14 protein-coding genes and 1 pseudogene are annotated in these 16,520 nt (G+C 63.2%); 10 read left to right on the forward strand and 5 right to left on the reverse strand.

All coding sequences use genetic code 11. The annotated features are described in order from the left end of the window. Positions 1 to 117: 117 nt before the first annotated feature. Entirely contained in the window at positions 118 to 900 is a 783-nt protein-coding gene (locus ACVOL0_RS17855; RefSeq protein WP_481550221.1) for an endonuclease/exonuclease/phosphatase family protein, read from the reverse strand. Between the two features lie 178 nt (positions 901 to 1,078). Here ACVOL0_RS17855 and ACVOL0_RS17860 point away from each other — a divergent pair. Continuing rightward, positions 1,079 to 2,680, forward strand: a pseudogene (locus ACVOL0_RS17860) (POT-type proton-dependent oligopeptide transporter); the annotation flags it as partial. Positions 2,681 to 2,682: 2 nt separating this feature from the next. Continuing rightward, on the forward strand, positions 2,683 to 3,303 hold the full coding sequence (locus ACVOL0_RS17865) for a rhomboid family intramembrane serine protease (RefSeq protein WP_481550222.1): 621 nt from the start codon (positions 2,683 to 2,685) through the stop codon (positions 3,301 to 3,303). A 129-nt stretch (positions 3,304 to 3,432) separates the two neighbouring features. On the opposite strand, the gene ACVOL0_RS17870 is transcribed toward ACVOL0_RS17865, so the two are convergent. Beyond that, positions 3,433 to 3,597: a hypothetical protein gene (locus ACVOL0_RS17870; protein ID WP_481550223.1), complete on the reverse strand. Its 165-nt coding sequence runs from the start codon at positions 3,595 to 3,597 to the stop codon at positions 3,433 to 3,435. Positions 3,598 to 3,796: 199 nt separating this feature from the next. Here ACVOL0_RS17870 and ACVOL0_RS17875 point away from each other — a divergent pair, with 199 nt between their 5' ends. From ACVOL0_RS17875 to ACVOL0_RS17905, 7 genes are all read left to right on the forward strand, one after another. Beyond that, positions 3,797 to 4,090, forward strand: a complete 294-nt coding sequence (locus tag ACVOL0_RS17875) for a GNAT family N-acetyltransferase (RefSeq protein WP_481550224.1) — start codon at positions 3,797 to 3,799, stop codon at positions 4,088 to 4,090. Positions 4,091 to 4,150: 60 nt separating this feature from the next. Further along, entirely contained in the window at positions 4,151 to 4,978 is an 828-nt protein-coding gene (locus ACVOL0_RS17880; RefSeq protein ID WP_481550225.1) for a DUF3298 and DUF4163 domain-containing protein, read from the forward strand. 14 nt (positions 4,979 to 4,992) lie between these two features. Beyond that, positions 4,993 to 6,111 (forward strand): cyclopropane fatty acyl phospholipid synthase, encoded by a 1,119-nt coding sequence (gene cfa / locus ACVOL0_RS17885; protein ID WP_481550226.1) that lies wholly within the window; start codon positions 4,993 to 4,995, stop codon positions 6,109 to 6,111. A 90-nt stretch (positions 6,112 to 6,201) separates the two neighbouring features. After that, on the forward strand, positions 6,202 to 6,696 hold the full coding sequence (locus ACVOL0_RS17890) for a MarR family winged helix-turn-helix transcriptional regulator (RefSeq protein ID WP_481550227.1): 495 nt from the start codon (positions 6,202 to 6,204) through the stop codon (positions 6,694 to 6,696). A 7-nt stretch (positions 6,697 to 6,703) separates the two neighbouring features. Continuing rightward, positions 6,704 to 8,848, forward strand: a complete 2,145-nt coding sequence (locus tag ACVOL0_RS17895) for an FUSC family protein (protein ID WP_481550228.1) — start codon at positions 6,704 to 6,706, stop codon at positions 8,846 to 8,848. Further along, a complete protein-coding gene (locus ACVOL0_RS17900; protein WP_481550229.1) occupies positions 8,838 to 9,035 on the forward strand; it encodes a DUF1656 domain-containing protein in 198 nt (65 codons plus the stop codon). The genes ACVOL0_RS17895 and ACVOL0_RS17900 overlap by 11 nt, the downstream gene beginning before the upstream one ends. 8 nt (positions 9,036 to 9,043) lie before the next feature. After that, complete coding sequence (locus ACVOL0_RS17905) at positions 9,044 to 10,045, forward strand: HlyD family secretion protein (RefSeq protein WP_481550230.1); 1,002 nt, start codon at positions 9,044 to 9,046, stop codon at positions 10,043 to 10,045. 127 nt (positions 10,046 to 10,172) lie between these two features. Here the strand turns inward: ACVOL0_RS17905 and ACVOL0_RS17910 are convergent, their stop codons facing one another. Next, positions 10,173 to 12,344 (reverse strand): M3 family metallopeptidase, encoded by a 2,172-nt coding sequence (locus ACVOL0_RS17910; protein ID WP_481550231.1) that lies wholly within the window; start codon positions 12,342 to 12,344, stop codon positions 10,173 to 10,175. 154 nt (positions 12,345 to 12,498) lie between these two features. On the opposite strand from ACVOL0_RS17910, the gene ACVOL0_RS17915 reads away from it, so the two are divergent. Continuing rightward, positions 12,499 to 12,981: a glutathione peroxidase gene (locus ACVOL0_RS17915; protein WP_481550232.1), complete on the forward strand. Its 483-nt coding sequence runs from the start codon at positions 12,499 to 12,501 to the stop codon at positions 12,979 to 12,981. 21 nt (positions 12,982 to 13,002) lie between these two features. On the opposite strand, the gene ACVOL0_RS17920 is transcribed toward ACVOL0_RS17915, so the two are convergent. Both ACVOL0_RS17920 and ACVOL0_RS17925 read right to left on the reverse strand, forming a co-directional pair. Next, the gene (locus ACVOL0_RS17920) at positions 13,003 to 15,411 is read right to left on the reverse strand and encodes an AAA family ATPase (protein ID WP_481550233.1); all 2,409 of its coding nucleotides are present in this window, start codon (positions 15,409 to 15,411) and stop codon (positions 13,003 to 13,005) included. Positions 15,412 to 15,522: 111 nt separating this feature from the next. Beyond that, positions 15,523 to 16,311 (reverse strand): ferredoxin--NADP reductase, encoded by a 789-nt coding sequence (locus tag ACVOL0_RS17925; RefSeq protein ID WP_481550234.1) that lies wholly within the window; start codon positions 16,309 to 16,311, stop codon positions 15,523 to 15,525. Between the last annotated feature and the right edge of the window lie 209 nt (positions 16,312 to 16,520).

Consider the following 16,520-nt stretch of genomic DNA (forward strand, 5'->3'; position numbering starts at 1 on the left):
CGGGGCCTACCCGGCCTCCCGGGCCCCCGGGCGGGGGCAACCGCGCCACCGGTTGACCCCCCCGCCCTCGGGGGGTTTTCCCCGGCTCCCACAAACGACTACCGCTATGTTGCCGCTTCAGGGCTGCTCGACGGCAGCAGCCTCTGGAATCCGGGTAATACGCAGGGTCGCCATCATGCCCAGCGGCTCGGTTGCTGGCTGTGCATCGCTGGCCGGTAGTTGAACCGGCTGCTGGGTGATATCGGCAAAACTGCGCACCTGGTACAGCACGTCCATGCCGTGTCGCGCATTGGCAGGCAGCTGGGCTTCGCCATGACGGGTTGAGGGGTTCCTGCGCGCCGGCTGATAGCCTGGCAGCTGCCGCACCAGTTCTTCGGTGGGCGCGGCAAACTCGCCAATGATCAGTGACGGCAGGCCGTCGGCGGTGGCATCCATCCACGAGCGCAGATCCGCGGCTTGGTGGCCGCGCGCAACCGGGCTGTTGTCGCTGGGGCACATGCTGGCGGCATAGATGTTCAGCTGCGCCTGCTGCAGCTGCAGACGCTGCATGCCGGCGGCGGTGGGGGCGTCGTCGCCGTGCAACAGGGTGATGCCGTCCTGCTGCGCGCTGAGGCGGGTCAGCACCGCGTTGCCACGACGCAGCGGTTGGCTGGGGCGGTCGGCGCTGATGAAGTCGCAGCTGTATTTGAGGCGGGTGCCCAGCCAGCAGGCTGGGTTGGGGGTGTTGGCCAAATGGCGTACATCCTGTACGACGATCACGTCTGGTCGCAGGGCCTCCATCAGGGCAGCGATCCGGTCGCGCTGACCGGTCCATATCTCACCACTGTCGGGTAGACGCAGGTTGGCGACCTTGATGACCGGCAGCACCGGCTCGGCCATGACGCCAAATGACAGGACCAACAGTCCAAAACAACCCCAGCGCAGCATTGGAACGGCTCGAAATGAGGGGATGTCATGCTAACGCTTGATGCGTCGAAGGGACGTGCAGGCGAATGAGCTAAGGTTTTGCCGGTGCGGGCGGTAGGTGTTTTACCGAGCAGAACCGGTCTGGCGGGCGGTTTGATGCGTTACGCTTGCAACCTTTGTATTCACGGATCGCCCGCAGATGACGACCAGCCACGTAGCAGCTACACCCGCGCCCAAGGGGCGGATGCCTCGCCAAATCCCTTACATCATCGGCAACGAGGGCTGCGAACGGTTCAGCTTCTACGGGATGCGCAACATCCTGGTGCAGTTCCTGATCACCTCGACCCTGCTGCAGCACATCCTGGATTCGGGTGAGCGGGCATTGGCGGCCAAGGACCTGATGCACACCTTCATGATCGGTGTGTACTTCTTCCCGTTGCTGGGTGGCTGGATCGCGGATCGCTTCTTCGGCAAGTACAACACCATTCTGTGGTTCAGCCTGGTTTACTGCCTGGGCCATGCCTTCCTCGCGGTGTTTGAAGACAACCGCATGGGCTTCTTTGCCGGCCTTGGCCTGATCGCCTTTGGTGCCGGTGGCATCAAACCGTTGGTCGCCTCCTTCGTCGGTGACCAGTTCGACCAGACCAACAAGCATCTGGCCAAGAAGGTCTTCGATGCCTTCTACTGGATCATCAATTTCGGCTCCTTGTTCGCATCGCTCACGATGCCGCTGTTGTTGGCCAGTTATGGCCCGTCGGTGGCGTTCGGTATTCCCGGCCTGCTGATGTTCATTGCCACTTTCGTGTTCTGGCTCGGCCGCAAGAAGTACGTGCTGGTCAAGCCGGACATGGCCGATGACCCGCATTCCTTCAGCAAGGTCATCCGCACCGCGCTGTTCGCGCACAAGGCAGGCAAGGGCCGGCCGGGCCTGCTGCTGGCCGGGCTGGGTCTGGTGGCTGCGGTGGTCTCGCTGGCGATGACCCCGGTGTTGGGCTTCGTGATTGCCGCCTGTATCGCGCTGGTGGTGGTGATCGCCTTCATTGGCGGTGGCGCATGGCTGCAGCTGGACCGCGCCCGTGGCATTCACCCCGACGCAGCCGTCGACGGCGTACGCAGCGTGCTGCGGGTGCTGGTGATTTTTGCCCTGGTTACCCCGTTCCATTCATTGTTCGACCAGAAAGCATCCACCTGGGTCATCCAGGGTGCCGAAATGACCAAGCCGGCCTGGTTCCAGGCGGGGCAGATGCAGGCCTTGAACCCTGCGCTGGTGATGATCCTGATCCCGTTCAACAACCTTGTGTTGTACCCGATGCTGGCGCGGATGGGCTGGGAGCCGACCGCATTGCGGCGGATGACCGCGGGTATCGCGTTCAGCGGTCTGGCCTGGATCGCGATTGGTGGCATCCAGGTGGTCATGGACGGCGGTGAGCCGATGTCCATTGTCTGGCAGGTCCTGCCGTACGCACTGCTCACCCTCGGCGAGGTGCTGGTTTCGGCCACCGGCCTTGAGTTCGCCTACAGCCAGGCACCGCAATCGATGAAAGGCGTGGTGATGAGTTTCTGGAACCTGACCACCACCATCGGCAACCTGTGGGTGCTGCTGGCCAATTTCGCGGTGCGCAACGATGCGGTCAACGGCAGCATCGCCACCACCGGTTTGAGCGTCACGGCATTCCAGATGTTTTTCTTCGCTGGCTTCGCACTGTTGGCAGCACTGGCTTTCGGCTGGTACGCGCGACGGTATAAAGTCGTCGACAACTACCGGGCGATTTGAACATGCAAGGACCGATTACCCTGATCCTGATCGCCATCACCGCGCTGGTGTCGTGGATGGCGTTCAACAACCGCAAGCTGGCTGACCGGCTGATCCTGTGGCCGCCGGCAATCGACAAGCACAAGCAGTACGACCGGCTGGTGACCTATGGGTTCATCCATGCCGACTTCGGCCACCTGTTGTTCAACATGGTAACCCTGTACTTCTTCGGCCGCTCGATTGAAGTCATCATGCTCGGCATCACCGGGCAGTGGTGGGTCTACCCGCTGTTCTACCTGGCGGCGCTGGTGGTATCGATCCTGCCGACCTATCTGAAGAACCAGAAGAACCCGAACTATCTGAGCCTGGGAGCTTCAGGGGCGGTGTCGGCGGTGCTGTTCGCCTACATCCTGATCGCGCCGTGGAAGCTGATCCTGGTGATGTTCATTCCGGCGCCGGCCATTCTGTATGCCGCGTTCTACGTCGGCTACAGCATCTGGATGGACAAGAAGGGGGGCGACAACGTCAATCACAGCGCACACCTGGCCGGTGCCGCGTTCGGTGTGATGTTCATGCTGATCATGGAGCCGGAGCTGCTGCAGCACTTCCTGCAGAACCTGATGAATCCTACTTTCCGCTTCTGATCGGCGGAGAGGGCGCTGGGGGCTGTCTCGCCCCTCATGCCAGGGGCCGCGCGCATCGTGTCGTCGCGGCCCCGCTTCGTTGCGGCAGCTGCGCCTTGGGCGCGCCGCGCGCGAACGCTTGGAGCTGGCTCAGGCAGCGTAGCTGTCGAGCAGGCGCGAATAGACTTCGCTGTCGATCTTCTTGAATTCCCAGCCGTTGGTGTCGCCGGCGACGGCCAGCTGGAACAGGCCCTCCAGCAGGGTGGAATCATGGTCGTTGGACGGGATCTGCATCGTGCGGTCGTTGTCGAGCATGGGACACCTCGGCTGCTGTCGGTTCACTACAGGTGTACACAGCAAATCCCGTGCCAGCTTTTGAGGGGCAGCCCGTGCGTTGATTGCGGTGGCGCTGATGGCGCCGATGTCGGAAAGTGACGTAAAGCGGCGCTTCTGTCTGATCGGCTGCGTCATCACACCGCTTTCATCGAATCCATCGCGTTCCGCAGGAGTACTCATGAGCTTGAACAAATCGCCAGTGCCAGAGATCGAACATGATGCAGCTGCAAGCCGGTTCCGGACCCTGGTCGATGGCCAGCGTGCCGTACTGGATTACGAACTGGATGATGGCGTCATGGTCATCACCCATACCGGGGTACCCGAGGCCATCGGAGGCCGCGGCATTGCCGCAGCATTGACCCGCTTCGCGCTGGAGCACGCCCGTGCTGCTGGCTGGAAGGTGATACCGGCCTGCGCCTATGCCGCGGCTTTCATGCAACGTCATGGCGAATATGCGGACCTGCTGGGATAATTCCACTGGCATGGCCAAGCCCGACCGGGCGGCCGCACAAAATCCAAGGGATGAAAGGGCATGAACAGGTTGGTACGGGGATCGTCTGCTGCAGCGGTATTGCTGTTGGCATTGGCTGGTTGCAAGCAGGATGAGCAAGGTGCGCCTGGCGCACCGGCCGCGGAACCGGTGCAGGCACCGGTTGCGGTCGCGCCTGCGGCAGCCGATCTGCGCGATGTGATTGAAAACACCCCCAGCTATGTCATCGGCATAAGTTTCCCGCCGGCAGCAGCCAAGTACCCGGGCCTGGCCAATGCGCTGAGTGACTATGCCGGCCACGCCAAGGCCGACCTGTTGAAGTCGGTCGCCGAGCTCGGCAACGACAAGCCGACCGCGCCGTATGAACTGTCACTGGCCTTCGACATGCTGGTGGAATCGCCCGCAGTGGTCGCCGTTTCCGCCGATGGCAGCAGCTATACCGGTGGTGCCCACGGCCAGCCGCTGGTAGCCCGTTTTGTATGGCTGCCCGAGCAGCAGCAGCTGCTCAAGGCAGAAGACCTCATTACCTCGGCCAAGGGCTGGCAGGCGATCAGTGATTTCACCGAGGACAAGCTGCTGGAGCAGGCTACGGTGCGTGCACAGGGCGAGGACATGTCGCCGGAGGAGCAGCAGGCCCAGGTCCGCAACCTGTCCAAGATGATTGACGAAGGCACCACCGCCGACGCCACCAACTTCGGTCAGTTCCAACCGGTGCTTGATGCCGCGGGCAAGATTTCGGCGCTGCGTTTCGTGTTCCCGCCCTACCAGGTGGGGCCGTATTCGGATGGCACGCAGACGGTGGATGTGCCGGCTGCGGTGTTGTTGCCGCATGTGGCGGCGGCTTACCAGGGGCTGTTCGCGCACCCCTGATACACAGGAGGTCAGTGATGGATGCAGGGCTGCAACGACGTGTGGAAGCACTGCTGCAGGAGGCCGATATCACCCCTGGCGGTGATAGGCCACAGGACCTGGACATCCTCGACCCGCGCTTCTATGCGCGGGTGCTGGCCGACGGCTCGCTCGGGCTGGGCGAAAGCTATATGGAAGGCTGGTGGCAGGCGCATTCGCTGGATGGCCTGCTCACCCATCTGCTGGATGCGCGGCTGGACGAACGTGTGCATGGCGGTGGTGAGGTCTGGGATGCGCTCAAGGCCAAGCTGTTCAACCTGCAGAGCGGGCAGGGCAGCTACGAGGTCGGCAAGCGTCACTACGACCTCGGCAACGATCTGTACCGGGCCATGCTCGGCAAGCGGCTGGTGTATAGCTGCGGTTACTGGCGCAATGCCAGCACTCTGGATGACGCGCAGGAAGCCAAGCTCGAACTGATCTGCCGCAAGCTTGGCCTGCAGCCAGGCATGCGCGTGCTGGATATAGGTTGTGGCTGGGGTGAGGCTCTGAAGTACGCGGCCGAGCGCTATGGCGTACAGGGGGTGGGCGTGACCATCTCGCAGGAGCAGGCCGAATTTGCCCGCGAATTGTGTGCCGGGTTGCCGGTAGAGATACGCCTGCAGGATTACCGCGAGCTGGACGAGCACTTCGACGCCATCTTCTCGATAGGCATGTTCGAGCATGTCGGGGTCAAGAATTACCGCAGTTATTTCGAGGTTGCCCGGCGCTGCCTGGGCGAGCAGGGCCAGTTCCTGCTACACAGCATTGGCACCAACGTCAGCCGCGATCGCACCGATCGGTGGATCGCCAAGTACATCTTCCCCAACTCCATGCTGCCCTCGGCAGCGCAGATCACCCACGCGATGGAGGGACTGTTCGTGTTGGAGGACTGGCACAACTTCGGCACCGACTACGACCGTACCCTGCAGGCCTGGCGCGACAACGTCGAGGCGGCGTGGGAGCAGCTGGACGCACGTTACGACGAGCGTTTTCGGCGCATGTGGCGTTTCTACCTGGCCGCCTCGATGGCGACCTTCCGCACCCGCCACTCGCAGTTGTGGCAATTGGTGTTGTCGCCGCGCGGGGTTCGGGAGGGATATGTGGCACCACGCTGAACATGGAACGCTGTAACCGCAAAACTGTTTTAGAAGTTTATATTACAGTTGTGTATTATCCATCTCCTCCCAGGATGAGCTGGATAGCCCATGAGCAGCTTCGACGCGACCGAAACCCGGATTGATGCCACCTGTGCGCGCTGGCCCGGGTTTCCGCGTGAACCGGCGGTACTGGTGCGCCTGGTCAAGGGCATCTACAAAACGGTCCATGACCGCGCCAATGCCGTGCTGCGTGATTTCGACCTCAGCCACGCCGAATACAACATCCTGATGATGTTGTACGGAACGCCGGGGCATCCGCTGACGCCATCGGAACTGGCCGAAGCCGCCACAGAGAAATCGGCCAATATCACCCGGCTCACCGACCAGCTGTGCAACAAGGGCCTGCTGGAGCGGATTCCGGATACCAATGACCGGCGCAAGCTGGGCCTGCATCTCACCGCTGCCGGCCTTGCCTGCATACAGAGGCTGTTGCCGAAGATGGCGGAGTTGCTGGTCATGCAGGTGCAGGGCCTTGAGGAGGAGGAACAGCACCAGCTCGAGCGACTGCTGAAAAAGATGCTGGACGGCATCGAGGCGAACTGAGTACCTCATGTCCGTAACCCCATCATCGGCAAACGCGCCCGCGGCATTGCCCTGGCACGCCGGCATGCGCGGCTTTCTCAAGGGCGAGGCCGACACCTGGCTGTTCGTGCTGCGTACCACCGTGGCCTTCTTCCTGACCGGTTGGCTGGCGATGCGCCTGCAACTGCCGCAACCTGGCACGGCCATGATGACCACGGTCATCGTCATGCATCGGCAAAGCGGCATGGTGCTGGCAAAAGCGTTCTACCGGGTACTTGGCACCTTTGTTGGCGCGGCCGGTGCATTGTTGATCGTTGCCTTGTTCCCGCAGCAGCGCGAGCCGTTCCTGCTGCTGATGGCATTGTGGATCGCTGGCTGTACTGCTGGCGCCACCTTGCATCGCAACTTCAAATCCTATGCCTTCGTGCTGGCCGGCTACACCGCGGCCATCATTGCCTTGCCAGTAATCTCCACGCATCCAGGGCAGGTCTTCGATTCAGCGGTGGCGCGCATCAGTGAGGTGCTGCTGGGGCTGCTGGTCACCGCGGTCATCAGCGACACGATCTTCCCGGTACGGCTGCGCGATACCCTGCGCACCGCGGTCACCAATCAGTACGAGAACTTCCTCACCTTCATGCGCGGAGCGCTGCTGGGCGAGATGCCGCGTGAGCAGATGGAACAGGCCCATCTGCGAGTGGTGCGCGATGCGGTGACATTGGAAGACCTGCGCAGCTCGGTGATCTTCGAGGATGGCGAAGCGCGCGCTCGGAGCGCGCACCTGCAGCGCTTCAACCAACGTTTCATGGCGGCATCAACCAGCTTCCAGTCCCTGCATCATCTGATCAATCGTCTGTTGCGGCAGCCAGATCCAGCTGCCGGCCAGGCCTTGCAGGCACTGTACCGGCCGCTGGGGGCGGCCCTGCAGTCAAGCGAGCAGTCGCCCGCGCAGCTGGCCGAGCAGATCCACGAGGTGCGCAGAAGCCTGGCGACGCGTGCTGACCAACTGCGCAGAGAGCTGAGCGGTGCCGCGCAGGTAGAGGATTTCGATGTTGGTGCACAGTTGTTGCGGCGCTTCGTCAAGGAGCTTGAGCAGTATGTGCATGCACGTCGGCAACTGACCTTGCAGGTGGCGCCGACCGAGGACGACGCGCGGGCCCGGTTCGTCCGTGGCAATGATTACCTGGGGGCCGCAGTGGCGTTCGCCCGCACTGCCATCACCATGTTGTTGCTGGGTGCATTGTGGGCCGCCAGTGGCTGGGCGATGGCTGTCAATGTGATGCTGTTGGCGACGATTTTTTCGGGCCTGTTTGCCACCATGCCCAATGCCGCGCGGATGACCGGCAAGGTTGCCTGGGGATATCTGATTGGCGTGCTGGCCGCTTATGTCTGCGACTACATGGTGCTGACGCGGATGGAGGGCTTCACCTTGTTGGTTGCCGGGTTGCTGCCGTTCTTCATGGTTGGCCCTTATCTGGTCAGCCGGCCCAAGCTGGCGGTGTTCGGCCTGGGTTACACGATGGGGTTGGTCAACATCCTGGCCATTACCGGTGTGCACGCCTTCGATCCGGTGCGTTTTTTCAACGAAGGCACCTCGCAGATGATGGCGATGGGTGCGGCGGTGTTGAGTTTCGCGCTGATGCCGCCACTGGTGGGTACGGCGTGGCTGCGCAGACGGCAGATGGCCGGCCTGCGCGCGCAGGTTGGCCTGGCAGCGCAGGCACCGTTGCGTGGCCTGCAGCATCGTTTTGAGAGCACCAACAGCGACCTGCTGCATCAGATCGTCGCTCACACCGTAGCTGGCAGCGAGGAATCACGTGTGCAGCTGGCATGGGCCTTGGCAGTAAACGAAACCGGCCGTGCGCTGATCCACCTGCGGCAGGACGTCACCCATGAGCCTGCATCGACGCAGCTGCACCAACGTGTGGACGATGTGGTGTTGGCGCTGGCCGACTTCTTCGCAATACCCGGCACAACGGCTTGGCAACACGTCGACAGTGTACTGACTGCCGCCATCGAGCTTGCCCGCAGTCAGGCCAAGGACGGGGGCGTTGCGGCACGCGTGCTGCTGCATCTGCGCTTGGTGCGACTGGCCATGGTGGATGACAGCTCGGTGATGGCGGCGTACATCGCGCCACTTGACTCAAGCCAGGAGAGTCTAGGCCATGCCTATTGAAATCGCATTCGCGGGAACCCTGTTTCCTGGCTTGCTGTTGTTGTTCGTCGTTGTCTGCATCGTGCTGTGGGCGCTGGACTCCTTGGCCGGCCGCCGCGGTTGGTATCGCAATGTCTGGCACCCGGCCCTGTTCCGTACCGCGATCTTCATCTGTCTGTTTGGTGGCTTCGGCCTGCTGCTGTTCTGAGAACTTCCATGACTCCCAAAGTCCAATCCATGCTTCGTTTCTCCATCACTGCAGTGGCAGTGGTGATTGCCGCCCTGATCGCGATGGCGATGTGGCGTCATTACATGTATTCGCCATGGACCCGCGAAGGTCGCCTGCGTGCCGAGGTGGTACGGGTGGCGCCGGATGTGTCAGGTCCGGTCAGCGCGGTGGCGGTACGCGACAATCAGCTGGTGAAACGCGGCGAGGTGCTCTACCAGATCGACCCGGCGCGCTACCAGAACGCCTTGAACCAGGCGCGCGGCAACCTGGCTGCCGCGCAGGCATCGGCGCGTGCGGCCGGTGCCAGCATCCAGGTCGCAGCAGCCGGCGCGGCGCAGCAGAGTGCCAATGCCAGCCGCTACGAGTTGCAGTACGAGCGTCGCCAACGCATCACTGGCAGTTTGATCTCCGAAGAGGCGCGTTCCGATGCGCTCAGTGCGGCGCAGGCCGCACGCGCCGGGGTTGCGCAGGCGCAGGCCAGCAGGCAACAAGCCAGTGCCTCGCAGCAGCAGGCACTGGCTGCGGTGGAGCAGGCGCAGGCGGCCTTGGATACTGCAGAGTTGAATCTGGAGCGTACGCAGGTGCGCGCGCCGGTGGATGGCTATGTCACCAATCTGGAAGTGCGGCAGGGCGACTACGCCACGGCGGGGGCCGCCAAGTTGGCGGTGATCGATACCAACTCGTTCTGGGTCTACGGCTATTTCGAGGAAACCAAGCTGGCGCAGCTGCATGTGGGCGATAGCACGCGCGTGCAGTTGATGAGCGGGCAGGAGCTGCATGGGCACATCGAGAGCATTTCGCATGGCATCACCGATGCGGATAGTCCCACTGGCAGTGATCTGCTGGCCAATGTGAATCCGACCTACAACTGGGTGCGCTTGGCGCAGCGGATTCCGGTGCGGATCAAGCTGGATGCAGGTTCGCTTGCGAAGGGCGTCGTGTTGGCCAACGGCATGACCGCTACCGTTGTTGTGGAGGGTGGGCGGTAGGGGTTCGGCAGAGCGGCTTCAGGCTGCCCGGAGGGCGGATGAGGGGAGCTTTTGGTCTGGCTGCACCACGCAAAAGAAAACGCCCGGCAAAGCCGGGCGTTTTCATTCCATCAAAACCAGCAACTGCTTACTTGGCAGCAGCACCGGTGGTCAGGCCACGCTTCTCCAGCAGCGGCTCGATCTGCGGCTCGTGGCCGGCGAAGTTGCGGAACAGCTCCATCGCATCGACGCTGCCGCCCTTGGACAGCAGGGTCTTGCGGAAATGATCACCGTTGGCGCGCGACAGGCCGCCATTTTCGCGGAACCACTTCTGGGTGTTGGCGTCCAGCACTTCCGACCAGATGTAGGCGTAGTAGCCGGCCGAGTAGCCGCCCATGATGTGGCTGAAGTACGGGGTCTTGTAACGCGGCGGGACCGGCGCGTAGTAGATGCCGTCCTTGACCAGCGCTTCATGCTCGAACTTCATCACGTCCTTCGGTGCCGGGATCTGGCCAACGCCGATCTGGTGCCAGTTCTGGTCCAGCATCGCCGCGCCCAGGTATTCGGTGGTGGCAAAGCCCTGGTTGAACTTGGACGCAGCAATCACCTTGTCCAGCAGCGCCTGCGGCATCGCCGAGCCGTTCTGGTAGTGCTTGGCGTAGTTGGCCAGGATGGTCGGCTCGTCGGACCACATCTCGTTCACCTGCGAGGGGAACTCGACGAAGTCGCGCGGCACTGCGGTGCCAGCGAAGTACGGGTACTTCACGTCCGAGAACATACCGTGCAGTGCATGGCCGAACTCGTGGAAGGTGGTGTTCACTTCGTCCCAGGTCAGCAGGGTCGGCTTGCCGGCCGGCGGCTTGGGGATGTTGAGGTGGTTGGCCACCACCGGCTTGTCACCGGTCAGGCCCGACTGTGACACGTAGGCATTCATCCACGCACCGCCACGCTTGGACTCGCGTGCATACGGGTCGAAGATGAAGATCGCCAGCTGGCTGCCATCGGCGTCGAACACGTCATAGACGGTGACGTCGTCGTGGTAGACCGGCAGGTCGGTGCGCTGCTTGAAGCTCAGGCCGAATTCCTTGCCGGCGGCGAAGAACACGCCGTTCTCCAGCACGTTCTTCAGTTCGAAGTAGGGCTTGAGCTGCGATTCGTCGAAGTTGTACTTGGCCTGGCGCACCTTCTCGCTGTAGAAGGCCCAATCCCACGGCTGCAGTTCGAACGTCGGCTTGCCGGCGGCCTTCTGCTCGCTGTCGATCATCGCCTGCAGGTCGGCGGCTTCGCGCTTGGCGTTGGTGACGGCGGCCGGGGCCAGCTGGCCGAGCATCGCGTTGACGGCTTCCGGGGTCTTGGCGGTCTGGTTGCCCAGCGAATAAGCAGCAAAGTTCGGGAAGCCCATCAGTGCTGCCTTCTCTGCACGCAGGGTCATGATGCGCGACACCAGCGCGGTGTTGTCGTACTCGCCACCCTTGCTGCCACGCGAGATCGAGGCTTCGTAGATCTTCTGGCGCAGTTCGCGGTTGGCCAGGTTGGTCAGCGGCGGCTGGCCGGTGGTGTTGAGCAGGGCGATGACGTACTTGCCATCCAGCTTGCGGGCCTTGGCAGCTTCGGCGGCAGCAGCGATCTGCTCGGCCGACAGGCCGTCCAGCTGCTTGACGTCGTCAACCACGATGAAGGAGGCGTTGACCTCGGCCAGCACGTTCTGGCTGAACTTGGTGCCCAGGTTGGCCAGCTCTGCGTTCATCGCCTTGAGCTTGGCTTTGTCGGCGTCGCCCAGCTTGGCGCCGGCGCGGACGAAGTTGTCGCGGTACTTCTCGACCAGACGCAGGCTTTCAGCGTCCAGGCCCAGGTTTGCGCGGTTGTTGTACAGGGTCTCGATGCGAGCGAACAGCCTGCCGTTGAGGTTGATGGCGTCGCTGTGCGCGGCGAACTTTGCCGAATAATCGCCCTGCAGCTTCTTGCGTGCGTCATTGGTGTCGGCGCCGATCAGCGAGAAGAACACGGTGGTGGCACGGTCCAGCACGGCGCCGCTGTTTTCCAGTGCGATCAGGGTGTTTTCAAAGGTGGGCGCGGCCGGGTTGTTGGCGATCGCTTCCACTTCCTGCAACTGCTGCGCCATGCCGGCGTCGAAGGCCGGCGCGAAGTCGGCGTCCTTGATCTTGTCGAACTGCGGATAGTGCAGCGGCAGCGGGCTTTCAGCGAAGAACGGATTGGCCTGCTGGGCCGACTGGGTGGTCGCAGCGGTTGCAGCGTGGCTGTAGGCCGGCAGGGCAAGACCCAGGGTCGCGGCAAGGGCGAGGGCGAGACGGGTGTTCAAGGCGGAAACTCCGGTAAAAAGACTGATCTTTCAGGGTACCTGCAGGCGCGCCTGCATGGGTGTGTCGAATGGCATGGTTGCGCTGAAAGGCCACATTTTGCATGCCGTTCGTGCCGTGATGGCGTAGGCTGACGATCCTGTCAGGAGCCGCGCCATGCCCAATGCCTTCGATTTCGAACTGACCGCGCTGGATGGCCGCCCGTTGCCGTTGGCTGCGTTTGACGGAAAGGTGCTGCTCATCGTCAATACCGCGTCCAAATGTGGCTTCACGCCACAATACGAAGGGCTTGAGCAGCTTTGGCAGACGCTGGGCCCGCAAGGGCTGCTGGTGTTGGGCTGTCCCTGCGACCAGTTCGGCCATCAGGAGCCGGGCGACTCCGTCGCCATCCAGGATTTCTGCAGCATCAACTACGGCGTCAGCTTCCCGCTGTCGGCCAAGCTCAAGGTCAACGGTACCGATGCTGATCCGCTATGGCAGTGGCTGCAGCGGCAGAAGCGCGGCGCGCTTGGCATCGCCGCGATCAAATGGAACTTCAGCAAGTTCCTGATTGGCCGCAACGGCCAGGTCATTGCCCGCTACGCGCCGACCGCGCGCCCGGAGGCGCTGGAGGCGGATATCCGGGCGGCGCTGGGCTAACCCGGAGTTCCTGGTCAGCGGCTAGACCGGATCGGTCGCCGCTTCGTCCAGCAGGTCTTTCTGTTGCAGCTGCACCTTGGTCGGGTCGCCATGTTCGGCCATGGCGCGTTGCAGGGCGCGGCGGGTGGCAGCGGTGACCAGTGACTGCAGGTCGCGGCCGGAGCTGCCTTCGGTGGCGGCTGCCAGGGTGCCAAGCACCTCGTCCACGGCAAAATCCAGCGGCTTGCCGGCCAGCTGCAGGCGCAGGATGGCGGCGCGTGCGTCCACATCCGGCAGACCGATCTGGATCTTGCGCTCCAGTCGCGACAGCAGGGCGCTGTCGATGGCTTCGAGGTGGTTGCTGGCGGCAAGCAGGAACACCTGGCCTTGTTTGGTGCTGATGCCGTCCAGTTCCTGCAGTAGCTGGGCGACGATTTCGGCGTTCAACTTGTCGGAATTGCCACTGCCTCGCGGTGGGGCAATGGTGTCGATCTCATCAAGGAACAGGATGCACGGTGCCTGCGCCCGGGCTTTCTCGAACAGCTGCTTGACCCGTGCTGCGCCGTCGCCGAGGAACTGGCCCTTGACCTCCGCCGAGGAGGCGGCGATGAAGGACAGCCCGGACTGGCTGGCCAGTACGCGCGCGATCTGGGTCTTGCCGGTACCAGGCGGGCCATACAGCAGGATGCCGCGTGGCACCGGAATGTTCATCCGCGCCAGTTCTTCGGCATGCAGCAGTTCCTTGCCGAGACTTTCGAATTCGGCGCGGGTGCTGGCCGGCACGATCACGTCATCCCAGCCCAGGGTCTGCACCGAGGTGGAGCTCTTGCCGCGCAGGCGTGCGATGGCTGCGCTGAAGTCGCTTTGCGCAGGGCGCCCGGCCGGATGGGTGGAGACCACGCTGGTGATCAGGGTGGACAGATCGCGGCCGGACATGCCGGCGGTCTCGCGCACCAGTGCCTCGGTTACCGGCAATGCCAGCTGCGCCTTGCCGAACTCGGCCAGCAGGATGCGCTCGCGCGCTTCGGCATTGGGTGCGGCAAGTTCGATGGAGACGGTGAAGCGGGACAGCACCGCATCATCGATCAGCTCCTGGCGGTTGGTGGCACCAATCACCAGCACATTGCCGCTGCCCTGGTTGAAGCCGTCCCATTCGGCAATGAAGGTCTGCACCAGCTCGTTGCCGAAATTATCGGTGTCGCGGCTGCCACGGCGCGCGAACGCGCTTTCGCATTCGTCCACGAACAGAATGGTCGGGCCTTTGCTGCGCGCGTCTTCCCAGATTTTCTTGACCTTGGGGCCGGTGTGGCCGATGTGCTGGCCTTTGAGATCGGCGATGGTGACTGCGACGAAGTTGCAGTCCACGTGCTCGGCCAGTTTGCGCGCGATCAGGGTCTTGCCGGTGCCAGGTGGGCCCCACAGCAACATGCCCTTGGGCAGTGGCGGGGTGCCGGCGGCAAAACGGTCCACCAGCTTGATCACCTGTTCCAGGGTCTGCTCCGGGATGGCGACGTCCTTCCAGTTGGCTTCCAGCTTGTCCAGCGAGGCCAGCCGGGTCAGCAGCGATTGCTGAAGCTGCAGCTCCCGCTCGTGCGGTGCGCTCAATGCCTGCAGGTCGAGGATGGGCTGGGCCATCGGTGCCAGCAGGGGGGCCAGGTTGGCGGCCACCGGAGTCCACGTCGCGGCGTGCGCGTCCGCTTCGGCGCGAACGCGCACAAGACCGCCGGGGTGGCCGTTGAGCGGCAGGCGGATGAAGATGTCGGGGTCCTTGTCGGTGGCGACATCGGAGCTCACGCCGACCATCACCGCGTTGGAGTTGTCATGCTTGTCACCGAGCTGCCAACTGTTGCCCATCTTTTCCACCGAGGGTGCGGGCGCGCGGATGACGGGGTAGGGGTGGCTGCGGCCATCGTCGTGCTTCTTGCCGAAGGCGTGCAGCTGCAGCTGGCGCTTGCCCAGCGCATCGATCGATGCCAGCCCTGCGGCGGCATTGCGCTTTGACATGCGGTAGCGGCCAAGCCAAACCAGCAGTGCATACAGCACCAGGCCCGGCGGAATGTAGACGAACAGCAGGAACAGCATGCTGGTCGGGAAGGGTAGCGTGTACGCCAGCTGCCCGCAGAAGTTCCGAACCGGCCCATACAACGCCAGGCTGCCGAGCAGCAGCAACCAGGCCACGGTGCGAACGCCGCCGCTGCCCAAGCTGGCGCGCAAACTCAGCGCTGGCCCCAAGGTGCCTTTGCGGCCGTGTTGCAACGTATTGCGGCGTGCCTGCGCCAGACCTTCTTCGAACGCCGGGCGCATTGCCTGGGCGGCCTGGCATGCGGCGGGGTAGGCAGCGCCCATCGCCTGTTTTGCGGTATGCGCACGTTGCTGGCATTGCGCCAGTTCGTCGAGCAACACACTGCGCTGGTTGTCGATGAAACTGCTGCGGGAACTGCTTGGAACCATGAATCCTTTCCCCTGAACTGAAAACGGCCGGATCAGTGCGATCCGGCCGTTACGCTACGCCATCATTGTCTGCGTTCATAGCAGCCAATCGTCGGTGAAAACCCTACAGGCTCACTTCTCGACGAAGGCACGCTCGAACACATAGTGGCCCGCGGTGCCGATGCGCGTGGAGACCTCGAAGCCGCGTGCGTCCAGCACGCTGCGCAGGTCGGCCAGCATCTGCGGGCTGCCGCAGATCATGAAGCGGTCATTGGCCGGGTCCAGCTGCGGCAGGCCAAGCGCTTCCTGCATCTGTCCGCTTTCCATCAGCGAGGTCAGGCGGCCCTGGTTGGGGAAGGGCTCGCGGGTGACCGCCGGGTAATACAGCAGCTTGTCGCGGACGATATCGCCGAGGATCTCGTCGTTGGGCAGTTCCTGCTCGAAGTACTCGCGGTAGGCGAGGTCTTTCTCGTAACGCACGCCGTGGCAGACGATCACCTTCTCGAAGCGTTCGTAGGTTTCCGGGTCCTTGACCACGCTCAACCACGGTGCCAGGCCGGTGCCGGTACCCAGCAGGTAGAGGTGCTTGCCGGGATGCAGATCGCTGATCAGCAGGGTGCCGGTGGGCTTCTTGCCGACCAGCACCTTGTCGCCGGGCTTGAGATGCTGCAGGCGCGAGGTCAGCGCACCTTCCTGCACCTTGATGCTGAAGAAGTGCAGTTGCTCTTCCCAGTTGGCGCTGGCGATGGAATAGGCGCGCATCACCGGACGCGCGCCTTCGTTTTCGTTTTCCAGCCCGATCATCACGAACTGGCCATTCTCGAAGCGGAAGCCGCTGTCACGGGTAGTGGAGAAACTGAAGTAGGCGTCCGTCCAATGACGGACTTCAAGCACCGTTTCGGCGCCAAAAGCGGAAGACATGCCGTGATTCGTAGATTGGAGACCGGCCTATTCTAGCCGATTTCCATTAGATGGGAATGAATCTCATTTGACCGGGGTATGGGTAGTGGGGGGGGGGGGGGGGGGGGGGGGGGGGGGGGGGGGGGGGGGGGGGGGGGGAGGCGGGGGCGGGGGGGCCCGACCCGGGGCGACACAGGCGCGGCGGGGGGGGGGGGGGGGGGGGGGGGGGG

Source organism: Stenotrophomonas sp. STEN021, from assembly GCF_056760175.1.

Excerpts from the sequence above, each read along its gene's own strand:
- ACVOL0_RS17865 (WP_481550222.1), top strand. The coding sequence starts at position 2,683 with ATGCAAGGACCGATTACCCTGATCCTGATCGCCATCACCGCGCTGGTG.
- ACVOL0_RS17870 (WP_481550223.1), bottom strand. The coding sequence starts at position 3,597 with ATGCTCGACAACGACCGCACGATGCAGATCCCGTCCAACGACCATGAT.
- ACVOL0_RS17875 (WP_481550224.1), top strand. The coding sequence starts at position 3,797 with ATGAGCTTGAACAAATCGCCAGTGCCAGAGATCGAACATGATGCAGCT.
- ACVOL0_RS17880 (WP_481550225.1), top strand. The coding sequence starts at position 4,151 with ATGAACAGGTTGGTACGGGGATCGTCTGCTGCAGCGGTATTGCTGTTG.
- ACVOL0_RS17890 (WP_481550227.1), top strand. The coding sequence starts at position 6,202 with ATGAGCAGCTTCGACGCGACCGAAACCCGGATTGATGCCACCTGTGCG.
- ACVOL0_RS17895 (WP_481550228.1), top strand. The coding sequence starts at position 6,704 with ATGTCCGTAACCCCATCATCGGCAAACGCGCCCGCGGCATTGCCCTGG.
- ACVOL0_RS17900 (WP_481550229.1), top strand. The coding sequence starts at position 8,838 with ATGCCTATTGAAATCGCATTCGCGGGAACCCTGTTTCCTGGCTTGCTG.
- ACVOL0_RS17905 (WP_481550230.1), top strand. The coding sequence starts at position 9,044 with ATGACTCCCAAAGTCCAATCCATGCTTCGTTTCTCCATCACTGCAGTG.
- ACVOL0_RS17915 (WP_481550232.1), top strand. The coding sequence starts at position 12,499 with ATGCCCAATGCCTTCGATTTCGAACTGACCGCGCTGGATGGCCGCCCG.
- ACVOL0_RS17920 (WP_481550233.1), bottom strand. The coding sequence starts at position 15,411 with ATGGTTCCAAGCAGTTCCCGCAGCAGTTTCATCGACAACCAGCGCAGT.
- ACVOL0_RS17925 (WP_481550234.1), bottom strand. The coding sequence starts at position 16,311 with ATGTCTTCCGCTTTTGGCGCCGAAACGGTGCTTGAAGTCCGTCATTGG.